This is a genomic window from Nocardioides aromaticivorans (genome assembly GCF_013408525.1).
GTDB lineage: Bacteria > Actinomycetota > Actinomycetes > Propionibacteriales > Nocardioidaceae > Nocardioides > Nocardioides aromaticivorans.
Genome location: NZ_JACBZM010000001.1, coordinates 1,723,481 through 1,745,331, shown reverse-complemented (window position 1 = coordinate 1,745,331; position 21,851 = coordinate 1,723,481). Strand labels below are relative to the sequence as shown.

Below are 21,851 nucleotides of genomic sequence, written 5' to 3'. Positions count from 1 at the left end.
TGCCATTAGTTCTATCGTCCGACGGAGATCCCTGTGTCCCTTCATCCCGTTGCCCGTCAGCTGCTCGACGACGCAGCTGCCAGCGACCAGCCAAACAGTCACCTGCTGCCCGTCGAGGTCGCCCGCGACAACTTCGAGCGCATGTTCGCCGGAATGGATGTCCAGGAGGTCGCTTCGGTCGAGGAGCTGGTAGTGGCGACGGGCGAAGAGCACATCCCGGTCCGCCTCTATCGCCCTCGAGCTGGAGGCGTGCTTCCCCTGGTCGTTTACCTTCACGGTGGGGGATGGCAGATGGGCAGTCTCGCGTCGCACGACGGTGTGTGCCGCGCGATCGCCAACGAGTCCGGATGTGCGGTACTGAGCGTCGAGTATCGCCGCCCGCCTGAGGCAAAGTTCCCGACCGCACCGCACGATTGCTACGCAGCGCTGGTGTGGGCTGTTGACCATGCCGACCAGCTCGCCACCGACAGAACGCGCATCGCGGTGGTGGGTGACAGCGCCGGCGGCAATCTTGCGGCGGCCGTGAGCCTTCTCGCCAGGGATGACGACGGGCCCGAACTTGCCTGCCAGGTTCTCATCTACCCGGCGACGACCTTCGACCTCGACCGCGGTTTCGACGTGGAGCTCGAGGGCTACGTGCTCTTCCGTGACGAGGTGCAGTGGCACAAGGACGCCTACTTCTCAACGCCGGAGGACGCAAAGTCGGACTACGCCTCGCCGCTCGATGCGGACCTCTCCGGACTGCCCGCGACCTTCGTCCTGACGGCGGAGTACGACCCGCTCGGCAAGGCGGGTCTTGCGCTCGTCGAACGGCTGCGGTCCCAGGGCGTGCCCACCGAGCACCGCCAGTACGACGGCATGATCCACGGCTTCGTCCAGTTCCCCGACCTCTTCGACGACGCGACCGTCGCCATCGGCGACATCGGCGCCTTCCTCCAGCGCCACGTGGGGACCGCGTGATGTCGTCGTTCTCCGGACGGACGGCTGTCGTCACCGGAGCGGGCGGGGGAATGGGGCTCGCCATCGCCGTGGATCTCGCTGCGCGGGGTGCACGGGTCGTCGCGGTCGACGTCAAGGAGGCTCCGACTGAGCTGCCCGACGGGGTCACCTTCTGCCGCGGTGACATCTCGGACTCGGGGCTCGCGCCAGAGGTCGTGAGCCTTGCCGGGTCGATCTCTGCAACCGGTGTCGTCGACATGCTGGTGAACGCGGCCGGAGTCGCGTGGTTCGCTGATCCCGGCCTCCCTCCTCCGCCCTTCGTGGACGGCTCGATCGTCGACATCGATCCGGCGGCGTGGAAACGCGTGCTCGACATCAACCTCACCGGGTCGATGCTGATGACTCGGGCGGTCCTGCCCGGTATGCGCGCGCACGGGGCCGGCTCCCTGGTGCACATTGCGAGCATCGCCGGCCTGCGCTGCGCGGATGGCGCCCTGGATGCCTACCAGGTCTCGAAGGCAGGGCTGATCAGCCTCTCCCGCGGGCTGGCTGCCCAGTACGGGCCGGAGGGCATTCGGTCCAACACGGTGTGTCCAGGAGCCATCGTCACCCCGATGATCGCCGGCATCTACGAGAACGACCCGGCGCGGGAGCAGTCGATGGCGGCCCGGGTACCCCTTCGTCGCGTCGGTACGACGGCGGACGTGTGCGCTGCCGTCACCTACCTGCTGTCGGACGACGCATCCTTCGTCACCGGTACCGACCTGGTCGTCGACGGAGGCTGGCTCACCAACATGGGATGAGCTGCAGGACGTCGGTCACCTGCTGAGCCACGCCTCGATGGTCTTCCGCGTCTCGTTGATGTGGTCTGCCATCGCCGCCGCGGCGAGGTCGGCGTCCTTGGCCCGGATCGCGGCCAGGATGTCAGCGTGGTGGTCGTTGGCGTTGTCCTCGATGTGGCCGAAGATCGCGCCCACGGGGAGCCACATGCGCTGACGCCCTCGGGAGACGGCCTCGAGGAGCTGCTGGTTGCCGGACGCCTCGGCGATGCCGAGGTGGAAGGCGGAGTCGAGGAGCTGGAACTCGGTCACGTGGCCCGTGGCCCCGTCCTCGCGACCTGCCTTGATGGTCTCGTCCATCCGCGTCACGAGGTCGGCGAGCTTCGGCAGGTCGGCCGCCTTGCGCCGCTCTGCAGCCAGGCGCGCCGCACCGGACTCGACGATGACCCGGTAGTCGAAGGCGTCGCGGACCGCGATCTTGTTGCGCTTGAGCTCGTGACGCGCTTCAGCGGGGTCGTAGGTCGGTTCCAGGACGAGGAACCCGCCTCCACGTCCTCGGCGAACGGAGATCCGGCCCTCGCGCTCGAGCACGGCGATGGCGGCCCGCACGGTCGTCCGCGACACGTCGAGCATCTCGGCGAGATCGCGCTCCGCTGGCAGCCGGTCGCCGGGACGGAACTGGCCCGAGTCCATCGAGCGCCGGATCTGGTCCAGCACCAGTTCGTGCGCCGCGATCTGGCGGATCGGCCCCAGGTTCGGGTGATCGGACACTGACACCTCCTCGTCAGGCGCAGGCTACTCCATCACCGCCGCGCTGCCGCTGATCTGCTCCGCCGCCAATCAAATGGTCTATGGGTCTTGTCTTTAGTCCAATAGATCCGTAGGGTCCTCACCACAGTTCCCGCACGGCACCCAGTGGAGAAGCGATGTTCTACCCACTCACCATCCTCGACTTCCTCGATCGAGCGGTATCGGTCTTCCCTGATCGCACCGCAGTCCTCGACGAGCCGCAGGCGGCGGGCGCCTGGGAGCCGATCACCTACCGCGAGCTCGCCCAACGCGCTCGCTCGCTGGCTGCCTCGCTCGACGAGCTGGGGCTGCCCGAGGGGGCGCGCGTCGCCGTCCTCTCACAGAACTCGGCTCGGCTCCTGGCGGCGTTCTACGGGGTGAGCGCCTTCGGGCGTGTCCTCGTGCCGGTCAACTTCAGGCTCACGGCGGCCGAGGTGGCGTACATCGTGGAACACAGCGGCGCCGAGGTCCTGTTCGTCGATCCGTCGCTGCGCGAGGTCGCTGCCGAGGTGGGTTGCCGCCACACCTTCGTCCTCGGTGAGGACGACGAGCACCTGTGGTCGAACCCTGCAGAGCCTCGGCCCTGGGCGGGCGACGAAGGCGCCACCGCGACCATCAACTACACCTCCGGTACGACGGCGCGCCCCAAGGGAGTGCAGCTCACCCACCGCAACCTGTGGCTCAACGCGGTCACCTTCGGTTGGCACCTCGGAGTCGACGAGTCCGAGGTCTACCTGCACACCCTCCCGATGTTCCACGCGAACGGCTGGGGCATGCCCTACGCGATCACCGGGTTCGGCGGCGTGCACGTCGTGCTCCGCCAGGTCGACGGCGCGGAGATCCTGCGACGGGTCGAGGAGCACGGCGTCACGTTGATGTGTGCGGCGCCTGCGGTCCTCGCAGCGGTGGTCGAGGCGGCACGTCTCTGGCAAGGGCCGGTCCCAGGGCGGAACCGGGTCCGCGTGGTCGTGGCGGGAGCGCCACCGCCCACCCGCCTGATCGAGCGGATCCGTGACGAGCTCGGCTGGGAGTTCATTCAGATCTACGGCCTCACTGAGACTTCGCCGTTCCTGACCATGTCCCGGATGCGGGACGAATGGGCCGACCTGTCCGAGCAGGAGCAGGCGCGCCTGCTGGGACGGGCGGGCGCGCCGGCGATCGGGGTCCGGGTCGCGATCGCCGAGGACGGGGAGGTGGTCGTCGCGAGCAACCACAACCTCGACGCCTACTGGCGCAACCCGGAGGAAACCGCGAGGGCGCAGGAAGGCGGGGTCTTCCACACCGGGGACGGGGGAGCGCTCAGCGACGGCTACCTGACGATTCAGGACCGCAAGAAGGACGTCATCGTCACGGGTGGTGAGAACGTGTCGTCGATCGAGGTCGAGGACGTGCTCGCGGGCCATCCGGCCGTCCGGGAGGCGGCGGTGATCGGGATTCCCGACGAGAAGTGGGGCGAGCTGGTCACCGCGCTGGTCGTCTGCTCCGCTGACGTCAGCGAGGCCGAGCTCATCGCCCACTGCCGCGAGAGGCTCGCGGGCTACAAGACGCCCAAGCGGATCGAGTTCCGCAGCGAGCTGGCGCGCACGGCCACCGGGAAGCTGCAGAAATTCAAGCTCCGCGAGGACTTCTGGGGCGGTCGCACCCGTCAGGTGAACTGACCGCCCCCACCGGCGTGCCATGGGGCTCGCCTTGGCCGCAGAAAAGGCCGATTGACCCATTCAAATGGGCAGAAACGAGTGCGTTCGCTGCCCACTACAGGAAGGCAGCACAGTGTCTGGCACAGTCATCGTCACCGGCGGCGGCGGAGTCATCGGCCGCGCCATCTGCGCGCGACTCGCGGAGAGCGGCTACCGCCCGGTCGCCGCGGACCTCGAGTCGTCGGTTCCCGAGGGCGTCGACGAGTTCGCCCACCCCTTCGTCGTCATGGACGTCACCTCGACCGCGTCCGTTCAGGCCGCGGTGACCGCGGCGGTGCCGGCCGGGGAGGATCTCGTCGGGATCGTCAACTGCGCGGGCATCCTGCGTGACTCGTTCGTCGGTGAGCTCGACGAGGCCAAGCTCGACCTGATGTTCCAGGTCAACATCGCCGGCATGGCACGAGTCGTCGAGGCCGCGGTCGACCGGCTGGGCGAGGGTGGTTCCATCGTCAACATCGGGTCGTTGACGGGCCACTTCGGCCGGTTCACCGGTGCCTCGGTCTACGGCGCGACCAAGGCCGGCGTCGCGGCGTACACGCGCTATCTCGCCGCCGAGCTCGCCCCGCGGGGCATCCGCGTCAACAACGTCGCCCCCGGCGTCATCCGCGCGCCGATGAGTCCGTCCATGGCACGGGTGTCCGGTGGCGAGGAGGCCTCCGCCGCCCATGCGATGCTGCGCCGGATCGGTGAGCCGCACGAGGTCGCCGAGGTCGTCGAGTTCTTTGTGTCGCAGCGGTCGTCGTTCGTGACCGCGCAGACCCTCCTTGTCGACGGCGGTGTCGTCGCATGGTGACCGCGCCCGCCGTCGAGGTCCTCGACGACGAGATCGGCGTGGCCAACGCCGAGGCGTTCCGGCGCCTGGACGTGGCCGACCCGTGGGTGGTCGACGTCGCGACTGCCCGCGACGTGATCCCCGGGTACGACGACAACCTGGTGCTGACGTCCGGGGCGCCGATGCCGTGGACCGAGTACGTCGGCGGCCAGCGGGAGGCGTTGATCGGCGGAGCCCTGTTCGAGGGGCTCGCGGCGTCCCGCGACGAGGCAGTGGCGAAGTTCGCATCGGGTGTGATCCGGATCGGTGCCTGCCACGACTACAGCGCGGTCGGCTCGCTCGCCGGCATCTACACCGCCTCCATGCCGGTCTTCGTCGTGGAGAACCGCGCCCACGGAAACATCGGGTTCTGCAACTTCTACGAGGGCAAGGAGCCGCGTCGGCTCAACTACGGCTGTTACGACGAGGGCGTCCACGAGCGGCTGCTGCACGTGAACACCGTGCTGGCGCCGGTCGTCGGAGAGGCGATCCGGCGCACGGGTGGCGTTCCGCTCAAGTCGCTCATCGCGCGGGCTCTGCGCATGGGCGACGAGGTCCACAGCCGCAACGCTGCCGCTTCCATGCTGTTCAACCGCGAGATCCTCCCGGCCGTGCTCGACATGGTGCACGACGAGGTTCCCGGCGTGCGGGAGACGATGGTGCACCTCGCGGAGAACGACTACTTCTTCCTGCGTCTCTCGATGGCGGCAGCGAAGGTCACGGCGGACGCAATGGTCGTCCCGCGCTCCACCCTGGTCTCGGCGATGGCGTTCAGTTGCCGCGGCTTTGCGATCAAGATCGCCGGCCTGGGCGACCGGTGGTTCGAGGGTCCGCCGCCGGTCCACGAGGGCAAGCTGTTCGCCGGTCACGCGGAGGACGAGATCACGTGGATGGGCGGCGAGTCCCCGATCACCGAGACCGTCGGCCTCGGCGGCTTCGCCCAGGCCTGCGCGCTGACGCTGCAGGAGTACCAGGGCGGCTCGGCCGAGGTGATGATCGAGCGGAACCGGCAGATGTACGACATCACGCACGGCGAGAGCTCGACCTACCGCATTCCGCTCTTCGACTTCCGCGGCACGCCCACCGCCATCGACGCGCGAAAGGTGCTGGAGACGGGGACCACACCCGTCATGGACGTCGGACTGGCCGGCCGTGACGGCGGCCAGATCGGCGCGGGAATCATCCGGGCGCCTCGTGAGTGCTTCGAGGCGGCCATGGCCGCGTTCGAGGCATCGGCCTGACCGTGCCACCGGACGTGCCGCTCGCGCGGCTCGAGGTGCCCGATCTCGAGCACGGTCTCCGGGAGAAGCTCATCCGCGCGGACAGGCTTCGTCCCGGGGACCGGGCGGCGCACAGCACGACGATCTACGGCGTGTCGCTCTCGGGGGACATGACCGACACCGTCCTGGGTCACGCGGGCAACGGCTATCCGGACGCCTCCATCGAGCTCGACGAGCTGACACGGGTCTCCCTGCCATGGGCGGGCCTTGAGGCGGTCATCGGCGACGTCGTCGACCATCACGGGGATCCAGTCGGCGTATCGCCGCGGACGATGGTCCAGAACCTCGTGGAGAGGTTCGGTGCCCTCGGGCTCGCGCCAGTGCTCGGGTTCGAGTACGAGGTGTGGGTCTTCGAGGCGGACGCAGGCCGTGACCTGCCTCTCCCCGCCCGGCTCGCCCGGGCCGGCGCCATGTCCGACCTGGTTGCCGAGCTGGCGCGGCGGATGGCGGCGATCGGGCATCCGCTCTCGGCGGTACGGTCCGAGGTGCACGCTGGCTTCATCGAGGTCTCCATCGCCCACGGCCCGGCTCTCCATGCCGCCGACGGCGCGGCCCGGGCTCGCCGCTACCTTGCCGAGCTCTGCGCCGAGCGCGACCTGATCGCCTCCTTCATGGCCAAGCCCTTCGGCGGCCGTGAAGGTGCCGCGGGCCACGTCCACGCGAGCCTCGAGCGCGACGGGGTCAACCTCTTCGCCGGTGGCGAGCTGACGGCGGAGGCCGCCGGATTCGTCGCGGGTCTCGTCGACTCGCTTCCTGACCTGACCCTGATGTTCAACCCGCACGTGAACTCGTTCAAGCGGATCGACCCTCGGATGTGGGTCCCCACGAGCGCCTCGTGGGGCTACGACGACCGTCGCGCAGCTTGTCGGGTGGTGCTGCGTCCGGACGCCTCTGCCCGGGTCGAGCACCGGCGCGGTGGCGCCGATGCGAACCCCTACGTCAGCGCATCGGCCGTTCTCGCCGGTGGCATCGACGGCCTCGAGCGCGATCTCGCCCTCCCGCAGCCTCGCCTGCCGAGCCGCAGGACCGTGCCCGTCAGCCTGGGCGCGGCGATCGCGGCCTTCGAGGACTCGTCATTCGTCGACCGCCTCCTGCCGCGGCGGTTCGCGGAAGCCTTCGCGGCGACCCGGCGTGCGGAGCTGGCGCGCTACCGCGCGTGGCTCGACGAGAACATCACTCCCTTTGAGCTGGCGAGGCATGTCGAGCGGGCTTGAGCCCTTGACGTCCACACAAAAGGACGAAAGACTAGACCAAACAACCAACTACTCCGAATGGTGGTCACCGTGAAGCCACTCACCCCCAACCAAGAGCCGCTGGCCGGCCCGCACGACGTCGCGATCATCGGCACCGGCTTCAGTGGCATCGCCGCGGCGACGGCCCTTCGCAAGGAGGGCGTGCGCGACTTCGTGCTGTTCGAGCGCTCGGACGACATCGGTGGAACCTGGCTGGTCAACCGTTACCCGGGTGCCGAGGTGGACCTCGAGTCGCACATCTACTCCTTCTCGTTCGAGCCGCACGACTGGACCCGTACCCATGCGGACTGGAGGGAGCTGCTCGCCTACCTCCAGGGGGTCGCGCGCAAGTGGGGGCTCTACGAGCGCACCCTGCTGAGCACTGGCGTCGCCGACGTGTCGTGGGACGAGTCCTCGCGCACCTGGACCATCCGGGACGAGGCCGGGCGCCAGCATGGGCCCTTCAAGGCGGTCATCTCGGCGGTCGGCTTCCTCAACACGCCGCTGGTGCCGCCGTTCATGCGGGGCGAGACCGTCTTTGAGGGCGACTTGTGCCACACCTCGACCTGGCGTGACGAGCTCTCGCTCGAGGGCAAGGCCGTCGGTGTACTGGGCACCGGCTCGTCGGCAGTCCAGGTCGTCACCGAGGCCGAGCGCCAGGGCAGCTCCGTCAAGGTCTTCCAGATCGAGCCGAACTGGCTGCTGCCCAAGGGAGCCCGCGACTTCACCCCGGCGGAGCGCCGGTGGAACAAGCTCAAGCCGGTCTACTACTTCCGTCGCTACCGTCTCTACCTGGACTACGACCTGAGGCAGTACAACGCCAGCCATGCCCGTGTGGACGGCCGGGTCAACAAGAAGAGGCTGGCGGCGGCTCGGGACTACCTCCACCAGGAGATGGGCGACCGCCCGGAGTTGGAGCGGCTGCTGACGCCGGACTTCTCGGTCGAGGCGCGGCGCACCGTCATCAGCGACACCTACTACCGCAGTCTGCGCTCGCCCAAGGTGCAGCTGGTCCCGCATGCCGTCGCCGACGTGACGCCGAGCGGGGTCGTCGACGCCACCGGGGAGAAGCACGACCTGGACATCATCGTGCTGGCCACCGGCTTCGACGCGGCGAACTTCATCAGCACCTACCGCACGACCGGCGAGGACGGCATCGTCCTGCGCGAGCAGTGGGAGGGCGGCGCAGACGCCTTCCTCGGCGTGATGACGCCCAACTTCCCCAACTTCTTCATGATCTTCGGCCCCAACACCAGCGGCATCCCGTTGGTGACCTATTACGAGGCCCAGGCGCGGTTCGCGGCCAAGCAGGTGCGCCGACTCGCGTCCGGACAGGTCTCGAAGATCACGGTCAAGACCTGGCTCCACGACCTCTACAACCGGCGTCTCCAGCGGCGTCTGGGCAAGACCGTGTGGGGCGAGGTGGCCAACTACTTCCAGGGCACCAGCGGGAAGGTCGTCAGTCAGTGGCCGTACAGCCCGACGTCGTACCTGCTCGGGTTGCGGTTGGCCCGGTGGTTCGGGACGGACGCCGAGTGAGCGCGCTCGAGGGCAAGGTCGTCGTCGTCACCGGTGCCGCTGGAGCCATCGGCCGCGCGGCGATCACGGCACTCAAGGCCGAGGGAGCGGTGGTGACCGGGGTCGACCTCCGCGCCGCTGACGACACCGAGGCCGACCACTTCGTGACCTGCGACCTCACCCGGGAGGACGAGGTCGCGGACCTGTACGACGGCGTGGCGGCGCGGTTCGGGCGCATCGACGGACTGTTCAACAATGCCGGGGCCGCCTTCGCTGACGACGGCTCGACCCTCGACGTCGACGTGGCCGTGTTCGAGCGGACGCTGCAGGTGAACGTGACCAGCGTGTTGCTGTGCTGCAAGCACGGCATCCCGCACCTGGTCGCGGGCGGTGGCGGCTCCGTCGTCAACACCGCGTCACTGGTCGCCCGGATGGGCTCTGCGGTGTCGCAGATCGGTTACACCGCCTCCAAGGGTGCCGTGGTGGCCCTGTCGCGCGAGCTCGGCGTCGAGTTGGCGCGCCGGGGCGTGCGGGTCAACAGCCTGAGCCCGGGACCAGTTGCCTCGCCGATGCTGGAGGCGTTGTTCAGCGCTGACGATGTCGCACGGCGGATGGTGCACATCCCCGCCGGACGCTTCGGGACGGCTGAGGAGATGGCCCGGGCGGCTCTCTTCCTCCTCAGCGACGCCTCGAGCTTCGTCAACGGCATCGAGCTCGTGGTGGACGGTGGCATCTCAGCTGCCTACGTCACCCCGGAGGACTGACGACGACGTCAGTGCCTCGAAGCGCACCAGGGCCCGACCGGATGATCCGGTCGGGCCCTGGTCGTATGAGGGCGGGACTCAGGCCTTCGTGGGGACCGCGAGCTGCAGGATCTGCTTGCCGAGGTTCTTGCCGTCGAAGAGACGGTTCATGGTGGCGACGGCGTCGGTGACGTCGCCCTCGACCACGTCCTCGGCCCACGCCAGGGAGCCGTCCTGGACCCACTCGGTCAGTCGGCGCGATGCTGCGTCGAACTGGACGGCGAAGTCGGTGACGATGAAGCCCTTCATGGTGCAGCTGCGGACGGTGATCGTCGAGAGATTGGTGGGTCCGTAGGCGACGGCCTCGTCGGAGTAGCCGCTGGAGATGCCGCCGCACAGGACCACGGTGCCGCGCTGTGCGATGTTGCTGATGCCGGCCTCAAGAATCCTGCCCGCGACGTTGTCGAAGAAGATGTCGACCCCGTCGGGGGCGATCTCGGCGAGCCGTGTCGCAACGTCCTCTGACTTGTAGTCGATGACGTGGTCGAAGCCGGCGACCTCGCGCAACCACGCGCCCTTCTCGGCCCCGCCCGCGATGCCGATCGTGGTGGCTCCCGCGAGCCGGGCCAGCTGCCCGGCCACGGATCCGGTCGCGCCCGCGGCTCCCGAGACCAGGACGACGTCCCCGGGCCGCGGTGCGCCCAGCTCCAGCATGCCGAAGTAGGCGGTGAGACCGGTCGTGCCGAGGATGCCGAGCACGGAGGTCGGCGGTACTCCGTCAGGAACCCGGCGTGCGACCGGCTTGCTCGCGCTCGCCTCGCTGACGTGCTCGAGGTGGCTCAGGGTGCCCTCCTCGAAGGCGGCGAGGGCGTAGGTCTGCCAGCCGAAGTTCCCGGTGACCAGCGTGCCGACGCTCACCGCGTCGACGCCGGAGGCCACGACCTCGCCGACGGCGTGCCCGCGCATCACCTCACCGATGGGTACCGGGGGCGCGTACGACGGCCCGTCGTTCATCCAGCCGCGCATCGCGGGGTCGAAGGCCAGCGACAGCACCCGGACGAGAACCTCGCCGGGGCCGGGTGGGGTGGTGGGGACTTCCTCGAGCACGAAGTCGTCGAGGGTGGCGGTCCAGGTCGGACGTCGGCCGAGGAGCAGCCGGCGGTTCAGAGGTGTGGTCATGGAACGAACACTACGCCAATAGGTTCACAAAATCGACCAATTGTTCACGATGCGGGAGCGGGCGGCAAGGGAAGCCGTCGGTCGAGCGCCGACTATTTGGAATATTGCATGATCCTTTGAATGTTTCGTAGGCTACGGCCAATCGAGCGAAGGAGACGGCGTGCCGGGACCAGTCATGACGCGCCGGGTCGGGGTGCTCAGCCCGCGTTCCTCCCACCCCGACCAGCTGCTGGCGCACGCCCGGGCGGCGATCGACCACGGCAGGAGTGCTGCGCACGCCGGTGAGGTCACGTCGAAGATCCCAGCCCTGGCGGCGGTCGACCCCGCATCCTTCGGGCTGTCCGTGACCACCGTCGACGGCGCCGAGCTGGGTGTCGGCGATTGTGTCGTCCAGTTCTCGCTGCAGAGTCTCACCAAACTCTTTGCTCTCGTCGCGCTGTTGCGCGTCGAGCCGGAGGCCTGGGCGCACGTCGGCTGGGCGCCCACGGAGCTGGGGTACGGCTCGGTCGCGGAGCTGGAGCGTTCAGCGGGCCGACCGCGGAATCCGTTCGTCAACGCTGGCGCGCTCATCGTCACCGACCGCCTGCTGCACCACACCGGTTCGGCAGTGGAGACGGTCGCCGAGCTGGTGCGGGACCTCGCCGGCGATCCGGCGGTGGCGTCCGACGCCGCTGTCTCGGCCTCAGAGGCGGGGGCCGACCACCGCAACCGCGCCCTCGCCCACGTGCTGGCCGAGCATGGTCGTCTTCTCAATGACGTCGACGACGTGCTCGCCCACTACTACGCGCAGTGCGCGATCACCGGCTCGGCACTCGGCGTGGCCAGGGCCGGCCGGTTCCTCGTGGATCGCAGGCTGCACGGACGGGTCCTGGACTCGGACAACGTGCGACGCATCAATGCGGTGCTGCTGACCGCCGGGATGTACGGCGCCGCCGGGGACATCGCCTACCGGGTGGGCCTGCCCGCAAAGAGCGGAGTCGGCGGTGGCGTTCTCGCCGTACTTCCCGGCGTCGGGACCGTGTGCGCCTGGAGCCCGCCGCTCGATCGCGAGGGCAACTCCGTCGGTGGTGTTGCGGCGATCGAGCAGTTCTCCCGGACCTCCGGCTGGTCCGTCTTCTAGTCCCGCACCACCAGGAGGAATCCCTTGAACGCCTACCTCGATCGCCCGGTCGTCGGCATCACCTACTCGTCGCAGGACCTGGAGGACTTCGCCCTGTGGCGCAGTCTCTTCCACGGCTTCGTGGCGGCTGGTGCCACTCCTGTCGGGATCGACTGCGCTGTCGAGCAGCCCAGGATCGATGGCCTGGTGCGTCGCCTCGATGGCCTGGTCGTCAGCGGCGGTGGTGACGTCGACCCGGCGCTGTACGGAGGTGCGACCGATGACGAGCTCCTCCGGGGTGTGAACCACGCGCGTGACGTCGCCGAGCGAAGTGCCCTCGATGCGGCGTTCGCCTCCGGGATCCCGGTGCTCGCGATCTGCCGCGGCCTCCAGTTCGTCAACGTGGTTCTCGGCGGGACCCTCTACGCAGATCTGGCGCGCGACCGGCCCGGGCCGATCGCGCACCGCGCGGGGGAGGAGGTGCTCGACCGGGTCTGCCACGACGTGGAGGTGGAACCCGGCACGCTCCTGGCAGCGTGGCTGGGCGACGCCGGCACGATCGCCGTCAACAGCGAGCACCATCAAGGGATAAGGGATCTCGCGCCAGGTCTCACCGCCGTGGCGCACGCCCCCGACGGGCTGGTCGAAGCCGTGCAGCTCCCCGAGCGGCGGCTCGTCGGAGTGCAGTGGCACCCCGAGATCCTGTGGCCCAACGAGCCCTCGTCGCTCGACCTGCTCGTCGGCTTCGTTGAGGAGTGCGGGGTGCAGGTCAGGTCCGCGGCCCCGGCCTGAGCCAGGGCGATCACATGCCGAACGCAACGCGAAGGGCCGGGCAGCCTCGTCGCTTCCCGGCCCTTCTTTCCTGAGGTGCTCAGTCCTCCAGGATCTCGTCGTACAGCTCGGGGGAGGTGATCCGGGCGAACGCGGTCGTGCCGGCACCGACGGCGAAGGATGCCGCCAGGCCGATGCAGACCCAGTTCGCCGCGGTCTGTCCCCCGACGAGCAGATCCAGGCTGTCGAGCACCTTGTAGGTCACGAACGCCAGCGCGATGAACGCCAGGACCGGAGCGATCACCGAGTTCCAGACCGGGTCGGAGCCGTTGCCGCGCTGGTGGAAGGCGACCACCGCGACACTGGTCAGGAGCATGAGCACCAGGATGCCGAGGGTCGCGGCCCCCGAGAGCCAGGTGTAGATCTCGAGTACCGGCTCGAGGCCGGCCACCGTGAGCGCGGCGAGGATGGTCGCGGACAACCCGGTGACGACGACGGACGAACGCGAAGGTGCGCGGTGCGTCGGGTGGACCTCCCCCAGGGCGGCAGGCAGGACCCGACCATTGGCCAGGTTGAACTGGTACCGGGAGACCACGTTGTGGAAGGACAGGCAGCAGGCGAAGACGCTGGTGACCAGCAGCAGGATCACGGCGTCCTCGACGACGCCTCCGGCGTAGCGCTGGGCCAGCCCTTGCATGACGTTCGCCGGGTCGGCTCCGGCCGCCGTCGCGGCCTGGTCGGCGCCGAGTCCGTTCGCCATGGCGAAGGACGTGAAGGCGTAGAGGCTGCCGATGATCGCGATCGCGACGTACGTCGCCCGGGGGATCGTGCGTTCGGGGTCCTTGGCCTCGCTGCGGAACACAGCGGTCGCCTCGAAGCCGACAAAGGCGAAGAAGGCGAACATCAGTCCGAGCCCGGGGGCGCCGTCGAGGAGGTGGCTCGGGTTCAGCGGCTCGGCGGAGATCCCGTCGTTGCCGCCGCGCAGCAGGACCGCCAGGTCGATCACCAGCACCACGAGTGCCTCCAGCACCAGGGCGACGCCGAGGACCTTGGCGCTGACCTCGATGTCGCGGTAGCCGAGCAAGGAGATGATCGCTAAGAAGGCGAAGGAGCACAGCCACCAGGCGACATCGACGCCCAGGTACTGGTCGAGGGCTGCGGCAGCCGACGCACCGAGGAGTGCATACAGCGCGATCAGGAGGACGACGTACGACGCCAGCGCCAGCGATGCCGTACCGGCTCCAGCGACCTTTCCGAGTCCCGCCTGCACGTAGGAGTAGAAGGCGCCGGCGTTGCGCACGTGCCGGCTCATCAGGGTGAAGCCGACGGCGAACACACTGAGGACCGCGGCAGCCCCGATGAAGTAGAGCGGTGCGGTCGGGTTGCCGCTGAGTGCGAACACGAGCGGGATCACCGCGCAAGCGGCCCCGAGGGGGGCCACGGCGGCGACGACCATGAAGACGATCGAGCCGACGCCGAGGCCACGATGCAACAGTGCGGCCCGGTCGGCGGATCCGTCCAGGCCGGTCTGGGGTTCTCTCGTTGCGGACATGTCGCTGTGCTCCTTGCTCCTGCTCCGTGGGGAGCGGGGTGGATGGGATCGCTGCGGACCGCCCGAGCGGCGTAAGGTGCCGGAAGTGAGCGCGGTTCGGCTGAAGCTCCCCGGTGCGGGCGAGCGGCGGATACCATGTATTGCTCTATTGGTTTGATCTTCTGACCTTTTGTGATCTGTGTCAAGTGCGATCGAGCCACGATTCCAGCGTGGTCCGGGTGGCCGTGATGTGCTCGGACATCAGTGCCGCCGCGGCGTCACTCTCGCCGGCGCGGACCGCGTCGAGGATGTCGGCGTGCAGGTCGTTCGCGTTGCTCTCGAGGTGACGAAAGACCGATCCCACCGGTGTCCACATGGCCTGACGGGCAGCGGCCACCTGCTCGACGAGGTGCTCGTTGCGCGAGCAACTCGCCAGCGCGAGGTGGAACCCGTTGTCCAAGGCCTGGAACTCACGGACCAGGGAGGTGCTGGGTCGCCGTCGCTCTTCGCGGATGACCTGCTGCATCCGCCCGAGGCGGTGCTCGAGCGCGATGAGCTCCTCGTCGGTGCGGCGCAGGGCGGCGAGGGCGACGGCACCGGTCTCGACGACGAGGCGCAGGTCGAACAGGTCGCGAATCGCACGTCGGTTGGCGCGGATCTCTCGCCGCGTGGCGGGCGAGTCGTGGTCCGGCTCTAGAACGGTGAAGCCGCCGCCGCGCCCGCGGCGCACCGACAGCCGGCCCTCGCTCTCGAGCACCGCTGCCGCTGACCGCACGGTGGTCCGTGAGACCTGCAGCATCTCGGCGAGCTCGCGCTCGGACGGCAACCTGTCGCCGGGCCGGAACTGTCCCTGGTTCAACGAGCGTCGCAGCTGGTCCACCACCAGCTCGTGAGCGGCGACCTGACGGACCGGGGCGAGGGGGCGGTGTTCCGTCATGAGCGGCCTCCGGTAGCTGCCCGTTCGCATCGGCGTGCGGCGGGTGGAGACATATTAGGTCTAATGAGTGTTCCAGTCAGCCTTTTTTGACGGAAGTCACGTCGACTCGTTGACAGTCCGCGCCGAGCGACCTACCGTTTAGGTCTACTTGCTGGACCAAACAAGCGGGTCCGGAACCTCCTGAGGAGCTGTCATGACCCTTACGTCTTCGTCGTTCGCCGGCTCGGTGGCCATCCCTGGTCCCGACGGACTGAGCTACGGCCCGATGTCGCTGGACCAGCTCCGTGCCGAGGCGAGCGCGGGGCTGGTCGACGGGATCATGCTGATCACGCCCGACAACAGCGGGCGCTGCCTGGCCGAGCGGGTTCCGACCCAGCGCTTCCTCAAGGACTACGACGAGGTGGGCGCGTTCAAGGTGCCGCTCATGCTGTGGGGCATCGACATCGAGCAGATCGTCCGCTCCGGGCTCGACCACATCGGCGGCATGGGCGCGGGCGTTCCGGACGTCCCGCTCGTCCCCGACATGACCACCATCCGCCGGTTGCCGTGGCTGCCGACGACCCCGGTCGTCATCTGTGACCCCTTCGCGCCCGACGGTGCCCCGCTGGCCTTCGCTCCGCGCCAGATCCTGAAGCGGCAGCTGGAGCGGCTCGAGAGCCTGGGTGTCACGATCCAGGCCGCGACCGAGCTCGAGTTCTACCTGTTCGACGAGTCGTACGAGGCGGCGTGGAATGCCGACCACAAGGGCTTGACGGCGGCGAGCCGCTACCACGCGGCGTACGACGCCGTCGCGGCGATCAAGGCCGAGCCGTTCGTCAACGAGGTGATCCGCCAGATGGACCTCGCGGGCGTCGAGACCGAGGGCTACGCCCACGAGTACGGCTACGGTCAGCAGGAGATCAACCTCCGCCACGCAGGCGCCCTCGAGATGGCCGACCGGCACTTCCTCTACAAGTTCGGCGTGAAGAGCATCGCCGCCCGGATGGGCGTCTCGGCGACCTTCATGGCGAAGTGGGCCATCGACGGCGACGGCAGCTCCTGTCACATCCACACGAGCCTCTGGGACGTGACCGGCACGACGCCGATCGGTGATCAGCGGGCCTTTGACGGCTACGTCGCCGGCGTTGCCGAGGGGATGGCCGGAGCGACGCTGATGTACGCCCCGACGCTCAACTCCTACCGCCGCTTCCAAGCGCACTCCTTCGCGCCGACGGTGATCGCGGTCGGCGACGACAACCGCACCTGCTCCCTGCGCCTCGTCGGCGAGGGCTCCACGCGCCGGGTCGAGAACCGAGTCCCGGGGGCGGACGTGAACCCGTACGTCGCGCTGGGCGCCATGGCGGCCTCCGGCGCGAACGGGATCGAGGCCGGGCTGGCCATGCCGCCGGTCGAGACCGGGAACATGTACTACCGCGACGACGTGCCCACGCTGGCCACCTCGCTGCCTGCCGCCATCGAGCTGTTCGCTACCAGCGAGAGCCTGAGGTCGGGCCTGGGCGCCGACGTCCACCAGCACCTGCTGGATCTCGGGCGCGACGAGGAGCTCGCCTTCCTGACCGAGACCGTCACGGACTGGGAGAAGCGCCGGTTCTTCGAGCGCGCCTGATGACGGAAGCCGTCACCCGGCACAGCGACCTGCTGGGCCATGACGTACGGGCCGATTCCTGGCTCGGGCAGGGGCGCTCGTCGTACGCACTGGCCGGTGAGGCGCTGCGCGAGCACCGCATCGGCGATGCCATCGCGCTGGCACGGATGACCGCGCAAGAGGCACAGGAGGCGTACGACCTCTATGCGCTGTGGCTGGTCCAGCTCCCCGAGCTGCTCGACGATCGCGGCGTGCCCGGGGTCGATCTCAGCCCGGCGCGGGTGACAGCCCAGGCGGTCGCGGACGCGTTGCACCAAGGCTGGGCGGAATTCCGGGCCATGGTCGACGAGGTCGTCGCGGTTGCGAGCGTGCGGCCGGGTGACGCCGGACGCTTGCTCGAACGCGCCCGCTCGACGTGGCTGACCGTGCACGACCCCGCGACCGACCAAATCGCCGGCCTGCTCGCCCTCGGCTCTCGTCATCTCGGCGAGCAGTCCGTCGGCGCCCTCTGGGACGCGCTGCTCGGTCACTACTACGACGCGATCGCGGACCGGTACGACCTCACGGTGCACCCGTGGTCCCGGTCGGTCGAGCGACTCGCCCTGGACATCTTCGAGGCCGTCCGCGGTCACCTCACCGGACCCGAGCGCGACGGCTCCTTCGCGGTCAGGGAGGAGCCCGACCGCTGGGTGCTCGAGTTCGCTCCCTGCGGATCGGGAGGACGTACCTACCGGGAGGCGGGTGACACTGGCCGCGACGAGCGCGAGTTCACCGACGGCGAGCACGACTGGGCGTGGCGCACTCGCGGCGTCTGTCTCTACTGCGTGCACTGCTGCCAGCTTCAGCAGCGTGCACCGATCGAACGGATCGGCATTCCGCTGAGGGTCATCGAGCCGCCGGTGCGCGCCAGTGCTGAAGGGACGGGACGCGAACGGTGCCGGTGGTCGATCTACAAGGACCCTGCGCTCATCCCTGCCCAGGCCTGGTCCGACGTGGGTGCGACCCCGCCGCCGGGGGCGCCTGGTCAGCCCGAGCCGGACGCGGACCAGCGCAGGCCGTAACGCTCCGCCCATACGGCGGCCTGGGTGCGGTTGGTCGCCCCGAGCCGGCGCAGGATGTGCTCGATGTGTGTGGTCACGGTGCGGGGAGCGATCACGAGATCGGCGGCGATCTCTGCGTTCGACATGCCGTCTCGCATCCGGGCGAGGATCTCGAACTGTCGGCGGCTGAGCCGGGCGAGCTGGAAACGCGTCATCGTGTCCACCCATTCCGTGAGGACCGGGCGTGCGCGCTCGACGAGCTCGAGGGCGTCGCTGTCCATGTGGTCGCGCCGGGTGCTGACATGCAGCATCCCCACCACGGTCTGCTCCGCGGTGGCGAGCGCGACCGATATGCCGTTGTGGAAGCCGGCCGGCTGGTAGACCGCCTGCGCCTGGTAGGACTCACGAAAGCCGGGGATGTCCTCCCACGAGTGGATGCGCCCCGCGCGCGCCAGGATCTGTTGCACCCCGGGGGTGTGTCGGGTGTAGCGCGCGCTGGCGTGCTGCTCGAAGGTGGTCGGGTCGTAGCCCACGTTCAGGACCGGGACGTGCGTTCCGTCTTCCGGAGAGATGCCCATCAGCCCGACGGCGTCGGCACCCGTGCGGTGGACGAGCGACTCGGCCAGCAAGCGGCAACGCGTTGTTGCGCGTGTCTCGAGCGCATCGGCGAGGAACTCGTGACAGGAGTGATCCACGTCACTCAGTCTATAGGGCCAATGTTTCAACCGTTAGTCCTTTCGGTGACGATTTTGCCTTCGGCCTGACTCGTCCTGGAGCGAGTTACGTACTTCGGCCGATGTCGCCGCTCCCCTCCGTGTTCCTACGCTCGCCGCTCACGGATGCCGGGTCCGCAACAACGACCTGGAAGTAGCGAGAGGACACCGCTGTGCGGACGATAGATCTCACCGGGAAGCGCGCGATCGTGGTCGGAGGAGCGACCGGCATCGGTCGTGCCAGTGCCTGGGCGCTGGCCGAGGCAGGTGCCGAGGTGGTCACGCTCTCGCGGCGCGACGAGCCCCTCGCCTTCGAAGGCTCCTCCGAGGTGGCCGCGCGCATCAGCCACCGGGCGCTCGACATCTCCAGGACCGCGGACGTCCCGCGAGTCTTCGGCGAACTGGAGGCAATGGGCGCGGTGGACATCGCAGTCCTCAGCGCCGCCGTGATCGAGGCCGCGCCGGTTGACGCGTGCGAGGACGACCTGTGGCGCCGCCACATGGACGTCAACGTCGACGGGATCTTCGCGTGCACCCGTGCGTCGGTGCGCCACATGCTGACGCGTGGCACCGGCAAGGTGGTGGTGATCGGCTCGGTCTCTGGCATGGTCGGCAACGCCGGCTTCTCCGCGTACTGCGCGTCGAAGGGGCTGTGGGTCAACCTGGTCCGCCAGATGGCGCTCGACTGCGCCCCGCGTGGCGTCAACGTCAACGCGGTGCTTCCCGGCTTCACCAGCACCGAGCTCGCCGACCTCTACGACGAGCAGACGAAAGCGACCATCGCCGCCGCCGTTCCGGTCCGCCGGTGGGCGGCACCCGCTGAGATCGCCGACGCGGTCCTGTTCCTCTCATCGCCGATGGCCGACTACGTGCACGGCGTGAACCTCCCCGTCGACGGCGGCTACCTCGCCGCCGGCCCGATCTGACCCTCCGAGGAGATCCCATGCGCAACCCCGATGTCCGCGCCTACACCGACCGCCTCTCCTACGAGCGCGGCGACCTGCTCAGCGTCCACGTCCAGGCCGCTGGTCCGGTCGACGTCCGCCTCGTCCGGCTGCGGAGCTCGTCGGCGAACGACAGGTCGCTCGACCAGGCGGTGTCGTGGTCCGCCGCCGGCAGGTACGACGCTTCGGACCAGCCGACGTGCGTGGGCTCGTTCCTGCACGGCGCCCCGGGGTCCCTCGCCCGTGCCAACGCGCCGGCGACGACATTGGGCGCGTTCGTGTGGTCTGGCAACGTCGCGGCGCAGCCCGTCCAGACCCTGGTTGCCCTGGCGGACGGCCTCGCGCTTCAGTTGATCGACGGCGAGCCGGCGCTGGTCGACGGCGACGTAACCCTGGTCGCCACCGGCCGGCGCCTCGAGAACCACCAGTGGCACCTCGTCGCGGGCATGGTCGACGGGGCGACGGCGACGGTGGTCGTGGTGCCGGTCGACTCCCTCCGCGGCGCGGCAGCCGTCGCGCGCACAGGTCGTGCCGGCCGCCCGGTCGACCTGACGCGACACATCACTGTCGCAGGCCGGTCGGGGCGCGCGGTCGAGGTGGTCGATCAAGGTACGTGCGGGCTCGCCGACGAGCTGTTCACCGGCAAGATCGAGCGGCCGTTCGTGTGCGCGGCCGCTCTGACCGAGTCCGACCTGGAGGACGTCGCTGCCGGCCGACGGGACGTGGCTACCCTCGACCTCGTCGCCGGCTGGGACCTTGCCTTCCAGCACGGCGACGACCCGGCCGAGGCCCGCCCGCTCGCGCCCGGCCAACCCGCAGGCAGGCTGGTCAACGGTCCCGCCCGGGCGGTCACGGGCCGGACCTTCACGGGTCGCTGCCTCGACTTCACGAGGGTGCCCGACCAGTACGCCGCCGCACACTTCCACGCGACCGACCTCGTCGACGCCCGCTGGGCCCCGGTGGTGGCAGCACCCCTGCCCGCGGACCTGTCCAGCGGCGTGTACGGCGTCGTCGTCAGCAACGAGGACGGCGAGGACGTCGTCCCGATCACGGTCGTGCCGAAGCAGGACGACCCGCGCCAGAAGGTGCTGGTGGTCCTGCCGACCTTCACCTACCTGGCCTACGCCAACGAGGCGCTGTTCAACGGCCTCGACGCCTCCGCCATGACCGACCAGGAAGTCGTCGTCGCCGACGAGGACCTCGCTCACGTGGGCGATCCGTCGTACGGCCTGTCCATGTACGACCACCACCCCGACGGAAGCGGGGTGATGCTGTCCGCCGCCCGGCGACAGATCGTCAACATGCGCCGTGGCTACCGGATGTGGATCGTCGGTGCAGGTCGCGCCTTCTCCTCTGACATGTACCTCGTCGAGTGGCTCGCGCGACGAGGCATCGACGCCGACTTCGCCACCGACCACGAGATCCACCTCCGCGGCGCGGACTACCTGCGTCCGTACGCCGCCGTGATCTCCGGCTCACACCCGGAGTACACGTCGGAGGAGATGCTGGACGCGTTGACCGACTACCGCGGCGGCGGTGGTGGCCTGCTCTACCTCGGCGGCAACGGCTGGTACTGGGTGACCGGCGTCCTGTCCGATGCACCGCTGGTGGTCGAGATCCGGCGCGGCCAGGCGGGGGTGCGGTGCTGGGAGTCGCTGCCGGGAGAGGTCGCCCTCATGTCCACCGGGCTCCCCGGTGGGCTCTGGCGCCACCGCGGCCGGGCACCGCAACAGCTGGCCGGCGTGGGATTTGCCGCCCAGGGCTGGGGACGCTCGGAGCCCTACTACCCGTCCGATGCTGCGAAGGACCCCGAGCACGCCTGGATCATGGCCGGAGTCGACGAGGACCCGATCGGTGCCTATGGCGCGGTCATGGGCGGAGCCGCGGGCGACGAGATCGACCGCGCCGACGTAGCGCTGGGCACACCCCCCGACGCGGTGGTGCTGGCCTCGTCGCGCGATCACACCAACTTCTACCAGCGGGTCGTCGAGGAGATCGCGATGAACCTGCCCGACCACGGAGGCGGTCAGCAGGATCCCGAGGTCCGTGCCGACATCGTCTACTTCCGCACCCCGGGCGGAGGAGAGGTCTTCTCGACCGGATCCATCGCATGGTCCGGCGCCCTGCTGCACCACGACGGTCGCAACGGCGTCTCCCGGATGACCGAGAACGTGATCCGTGCGTTCGTCGCCCGTCGCGAGGCCTGAGATGGGTCAGCGGAACACGTGCCCCGAAGCGCCTGACCTGCTCGTTGCCAGCGGCGT

At 69.2% G+C, this 21,851-nt stretch carries 19 protein-coding genes; 14 read left to right on the top strand and 5 right to left on the bottom strand.

Features of this window, described 5'->3' with window-relative positions:
• Positions 1-33: 33 nt before the first annotated feature.
• Both BJ993_RS08150 and BJ993_RS08145 read left to right on the top strand, forming a co-directional pair.
• Positions 34-960, top strand: coding sequence for an alpha/beta hydrolase (locus tag BJ993_RS08150; RefSeq protein WP_179648375.1), 927 nt, complete (start codon positions 34-36; stop codon positions 958-960).
• On the top strand, positions 960-1,742 hold the full coding sequence (locus BJ993_RS08145) for an SDR family NAD(P)-dependent oxidoreductase (RefSeq protein ID WP_179648374.1): 783 nt from the start codon (positions 960-962) through the stop codon (positions 1,740-1,742). The genes BJ993_RS08150 and BJ993_RS08145 overlap by 1 nt, the downstream gene beginning before the upstream one ends.
• Positions 1,743-1,757: 15 nt before the next feature.
• Here the strand turns inward: BJ993_RS08145 and BJ993_RS08140 are convergent, their stop codons facing one another.
• The gene (locus BJ993_RS08140; protein WP_207007333.1) at positions 1,758-2,489 is read right to left on the bottom strand and encodes a FadR/GntR family transcriptional regulator; all 732 of its coding nucleotides are present in this window, start codon (positions 2,487-2,489) and stop codon (positions 1,758-1,760) included.
• Positions 2,490-2,644: 155 nt separating this feature from the next.
• On the opposite strand from BJ993_RS08140, the gene BJ993_RS08135 reads away from it, so the two are divergent.
• The 6 genes from BJ993_RS08135 to BJ993_RS08110 all read left to right on the top strand — a co-directional run bounded on the left by BJ993_RS08135 (position 2,645) and on the right by BJ993_RS08110 (position 9,809).
• Positions 2,645-4,165, top strand: coding sequence for an AMP-binding protein (locus BJ993_RS08135; RefSeq protein ID WP_179648373.1), 1,521 nt, complete (start codon positions 2,645-2,647; stop codon positions 4,163-4,165).
• A gap of 112 nt (positions 4,166-4,277) precedes the next feature.
• On the top strand, positions 4,278-4,997 hold the full coding sequence (locus BJ993_RS08130; protein WP_179648372.1) for an SDR family NAD(P)-dependent oxidoreductase: 720 nt from the start codon (positions 4,278-4,280) through the stop codon (positions 4,995-4,997).
• Positions 4,991-6,256 (top strand): YlbE family protein, encoded by a 1,266-nt coding sequence (locus BJ993_RS08125; protein ID WP_179648371.1) that lies wholly within the window; start codon positions 4,991-4,993, stop codon positions 6,254-6,256. The genes BJ993_RS08130 and BJ993_RS08125 overlap by 7 nt, the downstream gene beginning before the upstream one ends.
• Positions 6,257-6,270: 14 nt before the next feature.
• Positions 6,271-7,509, top strand: coding sequence for a type I glutamate--ammonia ligase (locus BJ993_RS08120; protein WP_218864640.1), 1,239 nt, complete (start codon positions 6,271-6,273; stop codon positions 7,507-7,509).
• Positions 7,510-7,578: 69 nt separating this feature from the next.
• Positions 7,579-9,066: a flavin-containing monooxygenase gene (locus BJ993_RS25775; protein WP_207007328.1), complete on the top strand. Its 1,488-nt coding sequence runs from the start codon at positions 7,579-7,581 to the stop codon at positions 9,064-9,066.
• A complete protein-coding gene (locus BJ993_RS08110) occupies positions 9,063-9,809 on the top strand; it encodes an SDR family oxidoreductase (RefSeq protein ID WP_036549249.1) in 747 nt (248 codons plus the stop codon). Before BJ993_RS25775 ends, BJ993_RS08110 begins: the two co-directional genes overlap by 4 nt.
• Positions 9,810-9,887: 78 nt before the next feature.
• On the opposite strand, the gene BJ993_RS08105 is transcribed toward BJ993_RS08110, so the two are convergent.
• Positions 9,888-10,967: an NADP-dependent oxidoreductase gene (locus tag BJ993_RS08105; RefSeq protein ID WP_036549247.1), complete on the bottom strand. Its 1,080-nt coding sequence runs from the start codon at positions 10,965-10,967 to the stop codon at positions 9,888-9,890.
• A 175-nt stretch (positions 10,968-11,142) separates the two neighbouring features.
• Between BJ993_RS08105 and glsA the strand changes: the two genes are divergently transcribed.
• Both glsA and BJ993_RS08095 read left to right on the top strand, forming a co-directional pair.
• Positions 11,143-12,087, top strand: coding sequence for a glutaminase A (glsA, locus tag BJ993_RS08100; protein ID WP_179648369.1), 945 nt, complete (start codon positions 11,143-11,145; stop codon positions 12,085-12,087).
• A 24-nt stretch (positions 12,088-12,111) separates the two neighbouring features.
• The gene (locus BJ993_RS08095; protein ID WP_179648368.1) at positions 12,112-12,858 is read left to right on the top strand and encodes a gamma-glutamyl-gamma-aminobutyrate hydrolase family protein; all 747 of its coding nucleotides are present in this window, start codon (positions 12,112-12,114) and stop codon (positions 12,856-12,858) included.
• Positions 12,859-12,937: 79 nt separating this feature from the next.
• On the opposite strand, the gene BJ993_RS08090 is transcribed toward BJ993_RS08095, so the two are convergent.
• Positions 12,938-14,389: an APC family permease gene (locus tag BJ993_RS08090; protein ID WP_179648367.1), complete on the bottom strand. Its 1,452-nt coding sequence runs from the start codon at positions 14,387-14,389 to the stop codon at positions 12,938-12,940.
• Between the two features lie 181 nt (positions 14,390-14,570).
• Complete coding sequence (locus tag BJ993_RS08085; protein ID WP_179648366.1) at positions 14,571-15,305, bottom strand: FadR/GntR family transcriptional regulator; 735 nt, start codon at positions 15,303-15,305, stop codon at positions 14,571-14,573.
• A 193-nt stretch (positions 15,306-15,498) separates the two neighbouring features.
• Between BJ993_RS08085 and BJ993_RS08080 the strand changes: the two genes are divergently transcribed.
• Both BJ993_RS08080 and BJ993_RS08075 read left to right on the top strand, forming a co-directional pair.
• On the top strand, positions 15,499-16,911 hold the full coding sequence (locus tag BJ993_RS08080; protein WP_179648365.1) for a glutamine synthetase family protein: 1,413 nt from the start codon (positions 15,499-15,501) through the stop codon (positions 16,909-16,911).
• Positions 16,911-17,951: a hypothetical protein gene (locus tag BJ993_RS08075; protein ID WP_179648364.1), complete on the top strand. Its 1,041-nt coding sequence runs from the start codon at positions 16,911-16,913 to the stop codon at positions 17,949-17,951. The genes BJ993_RS08080 and BJ993_RS08075 overlap by 1 nt, the downstream gene beginning before the upstream one ends.
• Here BJ993_RS08075 and BJ993_RS26550 read toward each other — a convergent pair.
• Positions 17,915-18,625: a response regulator transcription factor gene (locus tag BJ993_RS26550; protein ID WP_179648363.1), complete on the bottom strand. Its 711-nt coding sequence runs from the start codon at positions 18,623-18,625 to the stop codon at positions 17,915-17,917. The genes BJ993_RS08075 and BJ993_RS26550 overlap by 37 nt on opposite strands.
• Before the next feature lie 191 nt (positions 18,626-18,816).
• Here BJ993_RS26550 and BJ993_RS08065 point away from each other — a divergent pair, with 191 nt between their 5' ends.
• Positions 18,817-19,569, top strand: a complete 753-nt coding sequence (locus BJ993_RS08065) for an SDR family NAD(P)-dependent oxidoreductase (RefSeq protein ID WP_179648362.1) — start codon at positions 18,817-18,819, stop codon at positions 19,567-19,569.
• A gap of 17 nt (positions 19,570-19,586) precedes the next feature.
• Positions 19,587-21,794: a N,N-dimethylformamidase beta subunit family domain-containing protein gene (locus BJ993_RS08060; RefSeq protein WP_179648361.1), complete on the top strand. Its 2,208-nt coding sequence runs from the start codon at positions 19,587-19,589 to the stop codon at positions 21,792-21,794.
• Positions 21,795-21,851: the final 57 nt, after the last annotated feature.

Coding starts and splice junctions, on each gene's coding strand:
- BJ993_RS08145 (WP_179648374.1), top strand. CDS start 960: ATGTCGTCGTTCTCCGGACGGACGGCTGTCGTCACCGGAGCGGGCGGG.
- BJ993_RS08135 (WP_179648373.1), top strand. CDS start 2,645: ATGTTCTACCCACTCACCATCCTCGACTTCCTCGATCGAGCGGTATCG.
- BJ993_RS08125 (WP_179648371.1), top strand. CDS start 4,991: ATGGTGACCGCGCCCGCCGTCGAGGTCCTCGACGACGAGATCGGCGTG.
- BJ993_RS08105 (WP_036549247.1), bottom strand. CDS start 10,967: ATGACCACACCTCTGAACCGCCGGCTGCTCCTCGGCCGACGTCCGACC.
- glsA (WP_179648369.1), top strand. CDS start 11,143: ATGACGCGCCGGGTCGGGGTGCTCAGCCCGCGTTCCTCCCACCCCGAC.
- BJ993_RS08090 (WP_179648367.1), bottom strand. CDS start 14,389: ATGTCCGCAACGAGAGAACCCCAGACCGGCCTGGACGGATCCGCCGAC.
- BJ993_RS08085 (WP_179648366.1), bottom strand. CDS start 15,305: ATGACGGAACACCGCCCCCTCGCCCCGGTCCGTCAGGTCGCCGCTCAC.
- BJ993_RS08080 (WP_179648365.1), top strand. CDS start 15,499: ATGACCCTTACGTCTTCGTCGTTCGCCGGCTCGGTGGCCATCCCTGGT.
- BJ993_RS08075 (WP_179648364.1), top strand. CDS start 16,911: ATGACGGAAGCCGTCACCCGGCACAGCGACCTGCTGGGCCATGACGTA.
- BJ993_RS08060 (WP_179648361.1), top strand. CDS start 19,587: ATGCGCAACCCCGATGTCCGCGCCTACACCGACCGCCTCTCCTACGAG.